Source organism: Mucilaginibacter sp. Mucisp86, from assembly GCF_047324315.1.
Classification (GTDB): domain Bacteria; phylum Bacteroidota; class Bacteroidia; order Sphingobacteriales; family Sphingobacteriaceae; genus Mucilaginibacter.
This window is the reverse complement of sequence record NZ_CP168503.1, coordinates 5,829,422-5,844,120: the sequence shown is the minus strand read 5'-3', so window position 1 is coordinate 5,844,120 and position 14,699 is coordinate 5,829,422. Positions and strand designations below refer to the sequence as shown.

Genomic DNA, 14,699 nt, shown 5'->3' with positions numbered 1-14,699 from the left:
TAGCGATATTATAAACGCTACTTCTTAAAGCTGAATTTCAATATGTTACCGGCGCTCAACTGGTCTCCCTCATTAGAGATATACAGGTTGCGCTGGTTATCAAATGCCATACCTTCGGGTTGCCCAAATATAGTAACACTTAAAGGGTAAACATTTTTCACTTTCCAGTTAACATCAGCAACAACCAGCATTTTATTTACCGACGAAAGGACATACCACTCATTGGTAAACGTATTTTTTGCTATTGCCGAAGGGCGAAACGGCACGCGTTTTTTATCGGCCAGCCGCTCAATTTCCTTAACATCTATTACAAAACTGCCCGTCTGTTTCAAGGTCCCGTCTGCCTGAAGTTTCAAAATATAGCCGCTGCTGCTTTTGGATGTTTTTTCATCGGCACAATGCTTGCAAAGCACGTAAACCAGGCCGGTCTTTTCATCGGCACACATGGCTTCAAATTCTCCTTCGGGTAGCTGGCCTTTAGTTTTTTGTACCTTGGTTACTTCTTTGGTCCTAACCTGGCTAAAAGGAAAAGTGAATAATGTACCATCGCTTTTAAGCATGATCACCTGTTCCCGGCATATGGCTACATCTTCATAATCACCACTTTTGCCAAATTTGGTATAGTTAGCTTTTTTATCGCCCAGTTTCAGGTTAAACAAAAACCCTTCCTCGTCCTGCTCGGCATAAACCGAATCATTTTTACCATTGTGAAATGCAAAGCCGGAGATTTCGGTAAGATCTTCGGGCATTTTGTATTTAACAGGGTTATTAAGGTCATATCCCGGCGGACTAACAGGAATTGCCTTTTCTTTATTTTTACAAGAGATGATTAAAAAAACAACTGCCACGGCAAGCATACCGGCTGCATAAAGAGCCAGTACCTGTTTAGCACCCTGTTTTTTAACCCCTGTCATATTTTTTTTGCTGTAAAAGTTCATAAATAGCCTGCTGCGATTGTACCAGCGGTTCAGTTTTATCAACCCTTATGTTTTGCAATTGTTCATTTAAATTTACAGCCTGCACGTTATCTGCCAATTGGATATCAAGCATTGCTATTACTTCATTCCTGATATGTTCATCATAAACAGGGAAACATACTTCAATACGGCGATAAATGTTACGGTTCATCCAATCGGCCGAGCCCATAAAAACCTCCTGGTTACCGCTGTTGTGGAATATGAAAATACGCCCATGTTCCAGGTAACGGTCAACAATACGCCTTATGGTGATATTTTCGCTCATGCCGGGTACTCCCGGTATTAAACAACAAATACTGCGCACAATCATCCTGATTTTCACCCCTACCTGTGATGCTTCATACAGTTTGCCAATCAGTATCCGCTCCTCCAGGTTATTGAGTTTTATGGTAATTCCTGCCGGGTTCCCTTTACGCGCCTGCTCAATTTCCCTGTCAATGAGCTCAATAAATTTTGATTGCAGGTTAAATTGAGCCACCAGCAGGTGTTTAAAATCAATATCATAGCCTTCGGCCGATTTTGCTTTTTTGCCAAGATAGATAAACAGCAGGTCCATTTCGCGCAGCAACTGCGGATTGGCCGTCATCATGATGTGATCGGTATAAAAGGCAGCCGTGCTTTCATTAAAATTACCCGTTGCCAAAAGCCCGGCATATTTAACACGGCCATCAACAAGGCGCTTTACCAGGCCAACTTTGGCGTGCACTTTTATTGCTTTATCACTGTAAATGATATTGGCACCGGCTGCTTTTAGCTTCTTAGCCCATTTGATATTGTTAGCTTCATCAAAACGGGCTTTTAGCTCAACCAGTACCCTCACTTTTTTACCACTTTGGGCAGCACTGATCAGCGCGTTTACAATCCGCGAATCGCTGGCTACACGATAAAGTGTTACCGAAATCTCCTCAACGTTTTCGTCGATAGCAGCCTCGTTAAAAAAACGGAGAATAGCGTTGTATGATTGATAAGGTGCATGAAAAACACAGTCGCCTTTATCGATATAATCAAATATAGATTCATCCGCGCTGATCTGCCTGTTTACGAGCGGTGGCCATTTGGTATATTTTAAAGATGGGATACCTACCGGCAAACCCATTAAATCTTTAAGGTTATGGTAAAACCCGCCCTCTACAATACTTGATCCCTGTACACCAAGTTTATCCTCAATTAAATGCAAAATGCGCAGCGGGATACCGGGCTGGTGCAAAAAACGCGTGGCTAAACCCTGATCGCGCTTTTGCAGTTGTTTTTCAATCTGCTCCTGAACATCGCCGTCATAATCATCTTTAAGCTCAAGTTCAGCGTCGCGGGTTATTTTGAAGCTGTAACAGCCTTTTATTTCTTCTGTTTTGAAGATCTTGTTAAGATTGTGCCGAACAATATCATCAAGAAAAATGATGTATTGTTTACCATCTTCATTAACGCTGAAAAATCGCGGCAACTGGTTCGACGGAATGTTGAGGATCACTGACCGTTCTTTTTCCTTCTCCAAACCAAGGCTTACCAAAAAGTATAACCGGTTATTTTCGGGGAAGAATTGTTTCTTACCGCCTACCAGGTCAATGGGTTGCAGAAAGGCAAGCACCTGGCTGTAAAAGTAATCGCTTACCCTATCTATTACAGACACCGGGATAGGCTCATTGAACAACAGGTTCACATTATTCTCTTTTAACAACGGAATAAGCCTGCCTGTAAAAACCTTCCCAAAGCGGTTTTGCTGAGCTGCTACCAGTTGCTGAGCCTTATATAGTACATCTTCGCTTTCATCGGTTTTATTATGCAGGTTAAGCTTGTGCAATGCCATTACTACCGGCATCCGCACACGATAAAATTCGTCGAGATTGGATGAGAATATAGCAAGAAAATTTACTCTTTCCATTACAGGGAGTTCTTCGCTTTCGGCCTCCATCAATATGCGTTCATTGAAAAGTAACCAGCTCAGGTCCCTGTCGAAAAATGAGTATTCCATAGGTGTAGATTTTGTTTTTGGCAGTATCCCGACCGCCTACAGTAATGAAGATATAATGAATGCTACCACCGATACGATAAGGCCGAACATGAATATATTGTACGATGCCCTGAGCAGCCTGTATTTTTTGCCCAGCACAACCCCCTGCGAATAGTTATCGCGGATTAAGCTGCCATACAGAAATTCGCGGTCTTCCATCATTTTTTCCATACCATCGCTGTAGTCCTGGTATGACATGCGGTAGAAGTTACCGAAAAACAACAGGTTAACTGTTTTTTTATTGATATCCTCGGGCGTAAACAAGCCCGGTGGAATTGATGGGCGGGTTGATAGTATGGAGAAGATCATAGTAGCTAAACTAACAGACAGGAGCATGAAAGTTGGGATCAGCAAATTTGAATGCTCATCAAGCTTACGCAGCACCAAACTGATAATAGCCGAAAGAATGATAGAGTTAACCGTGATCATGATATGGGCCTTATTATCGGCCATATCGCTCAAACGCTGGTGATTACTGGAACTGATCCTGAACATGGTTTCTATACCACGGTCGGGCCTGTCGTTCTTATGCCTTTTGCCACCATGGTCGTCATCATGATCTTTATCCTTTTCCTTCTCTTTTTCATACGTAATGACAGAGGCTGTACCTTCATCAGCCGTAAGCATTTCAGGTGTTTCCTTAACTTCAACATCAGCCTGTTTTTCAATTAGCTTTTGCAGGTTTTTATGTTTTTGATCATTAAGCAGCAGCCGGCAGTAATCGGTATAATATTCGTGTCCCTGCAAAAACTCAATGTTGTAGCTACGCCATTCGTCCTTATCAATATCATGTTTCTTGATGGCTTCCATCTCCTTGCGCAACAACTTATTTTTATCGCGAAAGTCATCGGTACCTAAATGAAACAAATCTGCATCGCAAATGATCTGCTGCAGTAAATCGGCAGGGCTTTGCGGCATTTTGGTTGCCAAAATACACCCAGACACTTTGTCAATAACTGTTTGATCAACTTTATGCTGTTTAAGAAAATGTGTAGCCAGCGCTACGCTTTTTGATTCGTGGTCCTTTTTATCAGTGAAATACCCGGTATCATGAAACCAGGACGCAGAGATCACTACAAAAAAATCTTCGTCACTTAACTGATAGTGGTTAGCAATTTGAGTAGCCGCTGCAACAACATCTTTAGTATGCCTCAGATTATGATAAATTAAATCGGGATCATGATGTACGTCAAAATAGGATATAGCGTACTGTTTTACCTGTTCTAACAGCGGTTGAAATTTCATCGTAGTGTTTTGTTGTTAAAAGTAAATCAAATTTATTTTAAAAATTTCTATTTGCAGCCATGCACCGGGGAGAAACATCAATTTATCGGACATTGTTTATGCAAAAGGCAAGAAAATGGTTGCCCTTGCATTCACAAACCGCATACCACACAACCATGCCTCTGATTTTCAACGCTTTGAATTTCAACCACCCAAATCACATGGCGATATTTCGTTAAATGCCGAAAATTTCTGTCGATTAAAAGCTAAAACCCGATTATAAGGAGCCCCTAACCAGCCAATAATTTACGACGCCGGTTCTTCTGCAACTCCGGGGCCCTCGTAACTATAGTTATAGGGCGGATGTGGCACAATAAAAGTTTCCTGCACACGCGACGATTTTTTGAAGTAAGGGATCCATATGGCTGCCGTAACTATTGATCGTAAAAGCGGGCTGAGCGCTGTTTCTGCAAGCTTACTACTGATGTTGGCAGCCAAAATATAATCCGTCAGAAAGAAAACGAAACCAAAAGCAAAATAACCGGTGATACAAACAGGCAGTATGTCGCGCTTGTTTAACAGCAACACCAGGCAAAAAAGGGCATAAACCATTAATGTAATATTGCCAATTGCCTCTATAACAACCAGCGACCTAAAATTAAACTCATGCTGATTGCCCTGGTATACATTCCAGGTGTGGAGGCTAAAATAATCGCCTGTAACCATGTTTGAACCGGTTACCAAAGCAGTAGCAGCTAAGCCCAACGCAATTAAGATGAGCCATCCTCCTATCGGCACAAAGGTTGATCCGTAAGCAAACACAATGCCCGGCGTTTCTCTTTGATAAAGCCACACGCCCAGTACAACAAGCCCAACCGTTAACAATAACACAACCAAAATTAATGTGCTATTTGTGGTTGACGTGCTTACCGCACCTTGCGGCGTATAAGAAAAACTGTAACCCAAACTGGTACCGTTAAGCTTTTTTATATCGGCTTTAAACTCATCGAGCTTGTTTACCGGTACATAGTCACTCAAAAACGATAATTTATAGTTAAGCGATAAGGTATCGCCCGCAGCAGTAAAATCCGACTCATAGCGATAATAGTCCCGCTTAATGGAATCATGATCTTCATTAATATTCCACCCGCGGGGCAAAACCACCTTAATAGCATAACTGGCATCGTAAGGGTAGGTAAGAGAAACCGGCGTTTTAATACGACCGGTTATTGAGGGAAACTGGTTGTAAATAAAGTTGGCAAACAGATTGGCGGTAAGTTTGTCGCTGGTAGAATCTTTTTTAAAGAAATCACCTATTTTATAAGTTTCTATGGTAGTAAGTCTATTGGCTTTCAAATCATCCCTTACGGTAATCGAATCCTTAGCCTCTATTTTATTATAGATCTTTGCGTAATAGTCGAGGTAGCTCTTTTCTGTTTCGGCCATACCCGATGATTCCAGTTTGCCCCGCATATAATCGGCCTCATCACCGGTGTAGGTGGTTTTTACGGTGAACAGCACCGGTGATTTCCCATCCATTACGGTGTAAACATCCTCTCCAATAACTTTGCCGCCTTTTGATGGCGGAATGGAAGTGAGCGCGTTGCCGCCTTCTTTCAATACCAATCCTTTACCATAGCGCGGAAAATAAATATCAGTACCCTCACCACCCTGGTTATCCATAGTGGCATCAACCCAAACCTGTTTTCCGTTCACATTGGCAGTTACCACGGCATGGTTAAAGGCGTAAGCCGTAGGTATGTATTGCTCAACATGTTCGTTCATATCGGCATTTACCAAAACCATCGAGGCGTCAATCCCTCCCGCTTTCAGCATCGACACCAGCAACAACGACTTATCCTTGCAATCGCCATAACGTTGTTTAAATACTTTTTCGGGATTATTGGCCCGGTGGGAGTATTCACCTATTTCAATGCCCATGTAACGCACTTCCTGCTGCACCGTGCGAACAGCGTCTCTGAAATATTTTTCCTTATTATTACCGGCATCCTTTTTCAGTTTCGTAATCCGCTCACCAAGCTCTCCTTTAATATTTAATGCAGGCGGATTAATACTTAAGGCCCAATTAACAACTTCGGCCCAGCTTGCAAACTCACTTACCTGTATAAAGCCGCGTTCATTATACCACGAGGGCTGGCTGTCATCATCATGCGCGGGCGGCACCTGGAAGCCTTCATACTCGTAGCGTTTTAAGCCATTTGCTTCGCTGATGACAGGTTTGGGTACCGTATTAAAAGTTTTAAAGTTCAGCTTACGCTGAGATGATGCGATTATAGCTGTATAATGATGTGCTATTGGTGTATACCATTGAACATACATATTTGAGCAAAATTTACCGTTCAATATAGGATTACGGCCTGTGATGGTGTATGAATATTCAATCCGGTCGCCTTTGCGGATATCATCAAGAATACACAAAGCAGAGAAGCTTCCCTGGTAAATAAAATTCGATAAATCCTGCTCATCGGCCAGTACCTTAAAAACCGAAGCTTTTAAACGGTTTAAAGGTTTACCATCGCGCCAAACGGTGATATCATGAAAGTCGAGCCGCTCATAAGCCGGATCGAAGCTAACGGAGATCTGCGACGCATTTTGGATGCCGGTTTCAGAAACTATATCCCTGATAATATGATTATAATCGGCTTGTTTTTCAACCTGCACTTGTTCTTCAATAAGCTCGTAATAAAAGCCCCGCTCGACGGTACGTGACGAAGGTTTCTGATTATAGGGCTTTATGGCGCTAAGCCAATTCGGCTTTGCGGAAATATGCACCGACGGTGTATCGCCAAAAGCAGCCCCGCTGCACCAAAACAACATCACCAAACAAAGGGAAAACGTAAAACGCATTTTAAAAGCTTTTGTATACCGGCTTTGAAAATAAAGAAAACCGGGTTAATTTGATGTAACTATTTTAATATTTAACATGTTGGTATATATAGAATAATAATGCATTTGAAGCGAGATATCCTCTTAAACCAACAAAGCCACCCCGAAACCGGGATGGCTTTGCGAATAGAATATAATCAAGGATTATTGTCCTCCGCCTAATACAGCGCGGAATTTTGTTTCGTAACCTTTTAATTGATTTTCAAATTTGGTAGCAAGCGCTGTCTGGTGATTGTCTTTAGTAAACTGCACCAGGCCATTTAACACCTGCATACCAATCTGCACATCACGGCCATTGATGCTATTCACATCCTGGCTAAGCAGGTAGGCATTATAATCCAACTGATCGGTAAGGTAATCATCAATATTGGTGGCAAGTTTATTACCCAATACCACGTCATGAAGTTGATAAGCCAGTTGGGTTAAATACAATTTGCGACCGGCAACATCTACATACGGATAAAGATCGGGAAGCTCGGCTTCGTATTTTTGAACAACCTTTAACGCCTTATCGTTTTTACCTTCCTGAACAAGGTTTTGAGCCAGATCAAGGAAAGTAGTTACCATTACCGGGTAAAACATCGAAGTTGACTCATGATCAAGGTATTTGGCTTTTTTGAAGTTACCAAATTTAAACTTGTTCATTACGTTATCATACATCACATCGGTATTGGTTTTGCTCAACTGATCATGCAAGGCAGTATCTGGTTTAAACGGTATCAGGTGATAGGTAAAACCTTCTTTGTACAGGTAAGGCTGTAAACCTATCAGGTTTTCGTTACCAATAGTAGTAGTAAAGCAAATTGGGCGTTTCCAGTGATTGTGCGCCAAAATATCAAACATGGCCAGGTTTTCTTTGGTTACATAGTTTGAAGTATATTTCCACTCCATGGCAGTTGCCAGCTTATCTTTCTGATCGGCTTTTACAACACCGTTGGCAATAACCTCATCGGGATTAACGGTAACTTTCAGGTTTTTGGTTGGCAGGTAATTACCATAATCGCCGCTTTGATATTGCACCTGGGTAGCTTTGTCATCAGATGTAATGAAGTCAAAAACCTCTTTAATATCCTGGTAGCCGGGTAGTTTCTGATCGTTAAAGTAAATAACATCCCTCACCCCTTCCTTATATTTATCAAAAGGCATGGTAATAGGTAACGGCTCGGAGCTGTTCATTTTTTTCTGCATCTGACGGATATACCAGTCGCCGGTGAATAGGCTCAGGTTTACAATGCGCACATCCGGACGAATGCCTTCAACCTCCTGATCATACCATAACGAGTAGGTATCGTTATCACCATAAGTAAACAAAATGGCGTTTGGCGGGCATGAAATAAGGTAGTTGTAAGCCATATCATGCGGCGTCATTTTGGTTGAGCGGTCATGATCTTTCCATTCTTTGGCGGCTAAAAGCACAGGGCAAACCAGCAAACCAATAACGGTTGAACCGATAGCCGCCAATTTAGCGTCGACGTATTTACGGCCGAATTCGGCAATGGCAATAACGCCAAGCCCTATCCATATGGCAAAGGCATAAAATGAGCCCACATACGAGTAATCACGCTCACGCGGCTGTACCGATGCCTGGTTTACATATAATACGATTGCCAAACCGGTGAAGAAAAATAGCAAGCCTACAATCAAGGCATCTTTGCTGCGGCGGTTTACATGGAAAAACAAACCTATTAAACCAATTATTAATGGCAAGGCATATAACGGAGTATAAGTAGTAGCGGCAGTTACCGATTTTGGCAGATGTTTGCCACCATCAAACAAACCGGTTGTCCAGTTACCGTCGATACCTTCGGTGCTCGTTTGTCCGTCGGCATCGTTATAACGGCCAACAAAGTTCCAAAAAAAGTAGCGCCAGTACATCTGGTACATTTGCCAGCTAAACATCCATTTCAGGTTGTCGCCCATGGTTGGCGCCTGCCCTTCAGGGATACGTAGCCATTGTTTGTAAAACTGCACATCATTAGGATCAGTGCTGTACATACGCGGCAATGCAGTAGTGTGATCATAAACATAATCGGTTTTACGACCGGCATTTTCATATTGGGTTTTACCTTTACGGTAAATGATACTACCCTGTTTTTGATCGGTAACCTGCGAATCATACATAGGGCCGGTTAGCAAAGGTACTTCACCGTACTGGATCCGGTTAAGATAACCGTAAAGCGTAAAAGCGTTATCAGGATGTGAGTTGTTTAAATTAGTGTTAGCAGTTGCGCGGATAGGAATGTAAGCAAACGAGCCGTATCCAAAATAGATAAATGCAACGCAAAGTAAGGCAAGGTTTAATACCGGCTTCTTTTTGCGGATACTGTAAAGGATACCCAGTACCAGGGCAAAAACTATCAGTAAAATGAAAAAGAAAGCTCCGCTGCCAAAGCCCATTCCTAATGAATTAACAAAGAAAAGGTCAAAATAGGCCGCAAACTTAATAGTATATCCCCTGATGCCGTATTGTACCAAACCAAGGATCACTACACCAGCCAAAAAGGTCAGGATGCTATTCCCAACGGTAATGTTTTTAGTGCGGCGGAAATAATATACCATTGCAATGGCCGGGATAGTTAACAGGTTTAACAGGTGGATGCCTATTGATAAACCTATAACATAAGCTATAAAAACAATCCATTTATCGGCGCCGGGTTCATCGGCATGTTCATCCCATTTAAGGATTGCCCAAAATACAATGGCAGTACATAATGAAGATAAGGCAAATACAATGGTTTCAACAGCAGAAAACCAAAAGGTATCAGTATAAGTAAAAGCAAGCGCACCTACAAGGCCGGCACCCATAATCACATACAATTTATAGCCGTCAATAGCTTCGTCGCGTTTTTCAACCATCAGCTTTTTGGCAAAAGCAGTGATTGTCCAAAATAAAAACATAATGGTTGCACCACTGGCCAATGCCGAACCCATATTGGTAAAGAACGGCACTTTGGTATTATCACCAAATGACAGCAGCGACAAAACCTTGCCAATCATAGCAAAAACCGGGTAGCCGGGTTGGTGGGCTACCTGCAAACGATAGGCGCACGAAATAAATTCGCCGCAATCCCAAAAACTTACAGATGGTTCTAATGTTAAAATATAGGTTATTGAGGCTATAATGAAACAAAGCCAACCTAACAGGTTATTGATTTTTTTGTACTGCATTTAATAATATATCAATTGATTTAATAGCGCGGCAAATATCATGATTTTTATAACTTATTTAAAAAAAACACCCGGGCATGACAAAATTTAACATTAATTAACTTTTTGAAATACCGTGATTAACGAAATTTTATTTACGGCATAATTTATACATAACACAAACAACCAGCCGCCTGTTTATGTATATACCCTTATTTATGAATGAAATTTTTAACTTAGAACAATTAATACTTATTTTGTTGTAATGCAAAAACTCTACTCCCTAAGCTTTCGAAAAACATTTATTATAGCTGTAATTGCCTTACTTACATCGCAGTTAACAAAGGCTCAATCAGTTTATTTACCCAATTCATACCAGTTGTATCAAAAATTCAATTCGGATATTTATTCTGTAAAAAACTCGGTGCATACCTCGCTACGGCCTTTTTTAATTGACAGTACTATCCTGCACACCTATGATTCGGTGATGAATGTTGGTGTTAAAGATCGTAAAACATGGGGAGGGCGTAAATTGTTTAATGAGCATCTTTTTGATGTAAAAGCTAAAGAATATACTTTTTACGCCGATTATATTACCGATGTTCAGGCTGGAAGGGACTTTAACAACAGTAGATCAACCAACTTAAACGTGCGCGGCTACCAAATTGGCGGTACGGTTGGTGATAAATTTTCGTTTTATACCAGTGGTTTTGAAAACTCGGCTAAGTTTGTTTCGTACTATAACGACTATGTAAATGCTAATGGCTTTATCCCGGGCCAGGCATATGCCAGAAAATATAACGGTCAGGCAAGAAACTCACAGGATTGGTCATATGTAACTGCCATACTCTCTTATTCTCTGACAAAAAAGCTTAATATTACTTTAGGTGAGGATAAAATGTTTATTGGCGATGGTTACCGTTCGGTACTGTTGTCTGATTTTGCTGCTAATATGCCATTGTTAAGACTTACGGCTGATCTTGGACCTGTACGCTACATGGTAGCCTGGGCATATATTGAAGATCTTGCCTCCACCGCGCAGAAATTTGATTATTTTGGAGGCAACCGCCGCAAATGGGCTTTGTTTCACTACATCGACTGGAATATAACCAAACGCGCATCATTTGGAATGTTTAATGCGCTCATTACCCCCGAGGCCGATAACCAGGGCAGCAGATCGGGCTTTGATGCCAATTTCGTAAACCCCATTTTATTCGCAAGTTCTTTGGGGCCAGGCGGATCTCAAAAAGACAATGTATTTTTAGGGTTCAACGCCAAATACAAAATATTTGATAAAGCTGCACTTTACGGACAGATCATGTTCGACAGGTTTAAAGGAAGCGATTTCTTTTCGGGTAATAGTACCGATAACACCAATGGCTGGCAACTGGGTATCCGCGGTGCAGATATTTTCAAGGTTAAAAGGTTAAACTATTTATTTGAATATAATACAGTTAAGCCTTACACCTACAGCAACCAGCAGCCAATAAGCAGTTATTCATTCTACGGCGATCCGCTGGCCCATCCTTATGGAGCCAATTTCAGGGAGTTTTTGGGCATCCTGAATTACTCGGTTGGCAGGTTTGATTTTCAGGGGCAGCTTAATTATGCTAAATATGGCTTAGATGCCAGCAAGACCGACAATAATGGTAAAATAATTACCAAACCATTTATCCCTTCGGCAATTACAACTACTACTATTGGTCAGGGCATCAGTACACAACTTTATTATGGTGAAGGTACAGTTGCCTATATCCTGAACCCCAAATACAATTTGCGCCTGGAGCTTGGCGCATTGTTCCGCCAGGAAAAAAATGATCTGAAAGATTCAAAAAACACTTTGATTACTTTTGGTTTAAGAAGTTCGTTTAGAAATTTATACCACGATTTTTAATCATTATCAAGCCTTGCGAAGTTTAAAAGCTTCGTAAGGCTCCAAACCTGAAGAGCCTTTCTTAGCCTTTCTTCCTTCTTGAGCCTACAGATAGGCCTACAGCTACACCTATTGCTATACCTACTGCGAGGCTATGTAAAGCTAAACCGATGGCAATGCCAACAACCAAGCCGCCTGTAAAATAATTAGGGTCTATCCTGTTCAACATCAGGTATCAAAATTTAATTCACCAGTATTTTCTAACCGTATACAAAAACACTTCATCTTCTTCGTGTATCAAATCAAACTTGTCACTACCAGCTCTTTTTGATATAGTATCACCAACCTTAGCAACCTCATCGAAGTTGGCAGTTGTACTTAATGAGACAGGAATTATACGAAATTCTTCGCCATTAACGGAAATCATAACATAGTCTCTGTAGCGATAAACAGATTCCAACTTACCGTTAATTTCGGCATCGTGAAACTGATTATACTTTGTTACCCGCGCAACAACACAAACAATTACAACAGCCGTAATGCAACTCAAAATAAACAGCTTTTTCATTTATAGAATAAAAGCACAAATTACACAAGTTTTTTATTCTACCTTGCTGACAAACCGTTGTCATAACCATATATTTATTTTGAACAGCATTTAAAACCATAAAACATGACCGAGCGTGATATTGCCAGCCTGCGGGTTTATAACCAGCATCTTAATCACAGCAAATTTAAAAAGCCTGAAGAAGTAGTTGGATATATGTGCGCCATACAGGCGCAGGAATACACTCATGCAAAATGGGCAATTGGTTTGCGGATGCTATCGCCTGCCGATAAAATGGTGGAAAAGGCTATGACAAGCGGAACTATATTACGAACCCACGTACTAAGGCCAACCTGGCATTTTGTTTTACCTCAGGATATCCGGTGGATGCTTAGCCTCACCGCGCCCAGAATTAATGCAGGCAATGCCGCCATGTATAAAAAGCAGGAAGTTACTGATGCCATTTTTAATAAAAGCTTTGATGTATTTACAAAAGCCATGCAGGGTGGCAAACAACTAACCCGTGCCGAAATTGTTTCGGCCCTGCACCAGGCAAATATAGCTACCGACGATCTCAGGCTTACCATATTATTGATGAAGGCCGAACTGGAACAATTAATTTGCAGCGGAGCGAGGCAGGGCAAACAGTTCACCTACGCATTACTTGACGAAAGGGTACCTGCAACACCAATCATAGATCGTGATGAGGCTGTTGCCAGGCTGGTTTTACGTTATTTTAAAAGTCATGGCCCTGCCACAGTAAATGATTTTGTACATTGGAGCGGCCTTACCGTTGCAGATGCCAAAACCGGGATCGAAATAAACAAAGCACAGTTAAGTAATATCACTGTTGGGGGAGTTATGTATTGGATGGGGGCCGATGTGGATTTAAATACAGCAAAAAAATCCGGGGCTTACCTTCTGCCTGTTTATGACGAGTTGATTATAGCCTATAAAAAACGGGATGCTATGGTCCCCACCGGCTTCCGTAATAAGATGGGGGCTATTACCTTTTTTCCGACTATCATAGTCAACAACCAGGTGGTTGGCAACTGGGGCCGAAACATTGGCAAAAAAAGTATTGATATCGAACTCAAACCATTTGACAAACTTAACAAAACACAAACCCAGGCCATTGAAACGGCGATACAGCGTTTTAAGAGATTTAACGGTTTGGCATAACAAACATTAAACACATCATTTAGTTACCTAATAAAAACGATATATCATGCCCGAACTACCCGATCTGCAAGCTTTTAGTCATAACCTGCAAAAAACACTTGCAGGTAAAACCATTAAAAAGATAGAAGTCCCAAACGCAAAAAAACTAAACGTTACAACAGCCGAACTTGACGAAATTTTAAGCGGACAAAAACTTGAAAAAGTTTACCGCGAAGGCAAAGAACTTCATATTAAGTTTAGTAAGGGTGATGTGCTTGGCTTACACTTGATGCTGCATGGCAAATTATTTTTGTTCCACGCGAAAAACGAAAATAAATACAGCATTATCGAGCTACACTTTGACGATGATAGTGGTCTGGTACTTACCGATTTTCAGGGGATAGCTACCCCAACCCTTAATCCCGACAAAAAGGACATACCCGATGCACTTGATGTTGATGTTGAATATTTAAAAAAGCGGCTTGCGAAAACAAAGACAAATATCAAAACAGTTTTACTTGATCAAAAGATCATAAGAGGCATTGGTAATGCTTATGCCGATGAGATCTTGTGGCATGTCCGCATTTCGCCCTTTTCTGTAAGTAATAAAATACCGGAGGCCAAATTGAAAGAACTGGTTATAGCAATAAAAGGGGTGCTGAAAGATGCAGAACAAAGCATCCTGAAATCAAACCCTGATATCATTAATGGCGAAGTAAGAGATTTCATGAACATCCACAATTCAAAGAAAAAGCATAGCCCAACAGGTGCGGTAATTATTGTTAATGATTCCTCAAGAAAGACCTATTATACTGAAGAGCAGGAGTTGTTTGAGTAAGATCTCTGTAAATATTT

At 41.2% G+C, this 14,699-nt stretch carries 10 protein-coding genes; 3 read left to right on the top strand and 7 right to left on the bottom strand.

All coding sequences use genetic code 11. The annotated features are described in order from the left end of the window. Positions 1-17: 17 nt before the first annotated feature. The 5 genes from ACEN9X_RS24425 to ACEN9X_RS24405 all read right to left on the bottom strand — a co-directional run bounded on the left by ACEN9X_RS24425 (position 18) and on the right by ACEN9X_RS24405 (position 10,284). Entirely contained in the window at positions 18-914 is an 897-nt protein-coding gene (locus tag ACEN9X_RS24425; protein ID WP_413667613.1) for an SdiA-regulated domain-containing protein, read from the bottom strand. Continuing rightward, the gene (gene ppk1 / locus ACEN9X_RS24420) at positions 901-2,946 is read right to left on the bottom strand and encodes a polyphosphate kinase 1 (protein ID WP_413667612.1); all 2,046 of its coding nucleotides are present in this window, start codon (positions 2,944-2,946) and stop codon (positions 901-903) included. Before ppk1 ends, ACEN9X_RS24425 begins: the two co-directional genes overlap by 14 nt. 36 nt (positions 2,947-2,982) lie before the next feature. After that, positions 2,983-4,230 carry a Pycsar system effector family protein gene (locus ACEN9X_RS24415; RefSeq protein ID WP_413667611.1) on the bottom strand — a complete coding sequence of 416 codons (1,248 nt, stop codon included), beginning with the start codon at positions 4,228-4,230 and terminating at the stop codon, positions 2,983-2,985. A 285-nt stretch (positions 4,231-4,515) separates the two neighbouring features. Beyond that, complete coding sequence (locus ACEN9X_RS24410; protein WP_413667610.1) at positions 4,516-7,077, bottom strand: DUF3857 domain-containing protein; 2,562 nt, start codon at positions 7,075-7,077, stop codon at positions 4,516-4,518. A 183-nt stretch (positions 7,078-7,260) separates the two neighbouring features. After that, positions 7,261-10,284 (bottom strand): protein O-mannosyl-transferase family, encoded by a 3,024-nt coding sequence (locus ACEN9X_RS24405; protein WP_413667609.1) that lies wholly within the window; start codon positions 10,282-10,284, stop codon positions 7,261-7,263. A gap of 244 nt (positions 10,285-10,528) precedes the next feature. Here ACEN9X_RS24405 and ACEN9X_RS24400 point away from each other — a divergent pair, with 244 nt between their 5' ends. Further along, positions 10,529-12,157: a gliding motility protein RemB gene (locus ACEN9X_RS24400; protein ID WP_413667608.1), complete on the top strand. Its 1,629-nt coding sequence runs from the start codon at positions 10,529-10,531 to the stop codon at positions 12,155-12,157. Between the two features lie 61 nt (positions 12,158-12,218). Here ACEN9X_RS24400 and ACEN9X_RS24395 read toward each other — a convergent pair whose 3' ends face one another. Together ACEN9X_RS24395 and ACEN9X_RS24390 are read right to left on the bottom strand one after the other, a co-directional pair. Next, the gene (locus ACEN9X_RS24395; protein ID WP_413667607.1) at positions 12,219-12,365 is read right to left on the bottom strand and encodes a hypothetical protein; all 147 of its coding nucleotides are present in this window, start codon (positions 12,363-12,365) and stop codon (positions 12,219-12,221) included. Positions 12,366-12,383: 18 nt separating this feature from the next. Continuing rightward, complete coding sequence (locus ACEN9X_RS24390; protein WP_413667606.1) at positions 12,384-12,704, bottom strand: hypothetical protein; 321 nt, start codon at positions 12,702-12,704, stop codon at positions 12,384-12,386. 105 nt (positions 12,705-12,809) lie between these two features. On the opposite strand from ACEN9X_RS24390, the gene ACEN9X_RS24385 reads away from it, so the two are divergent. Both ACEN9X_RS24385 and ACEN9X_RS24380 read left to right on the top strand, forming a co-directional pair. Beyond that, complete coding sequence (locus ACEN9X_RS24385) at positions 12,810-13,865, top strand: winged helix DNA-binding domain-containing protein (protein WP_413667605.1); 1,056 nt, start codon at positions 12,810-12,812, stop codon at positions 13,863-13,865. Positions 13,866-13,911: 46 nt separating this feature from the next. Then, positions 13,912-14,682 (top strand): DNA-formamidopyrimidine glycosylase family protein, encoded by a 771-nt coding sequence (locus tag ACEN9X_RS24380; protein ID WP_413667604.1) that lies wholly within the window; start codon positions 13,912-13,914, stop codon positions 14,680-14,682. Positions 14,683-14,699 lie beyond the last annotated feature (17 nt).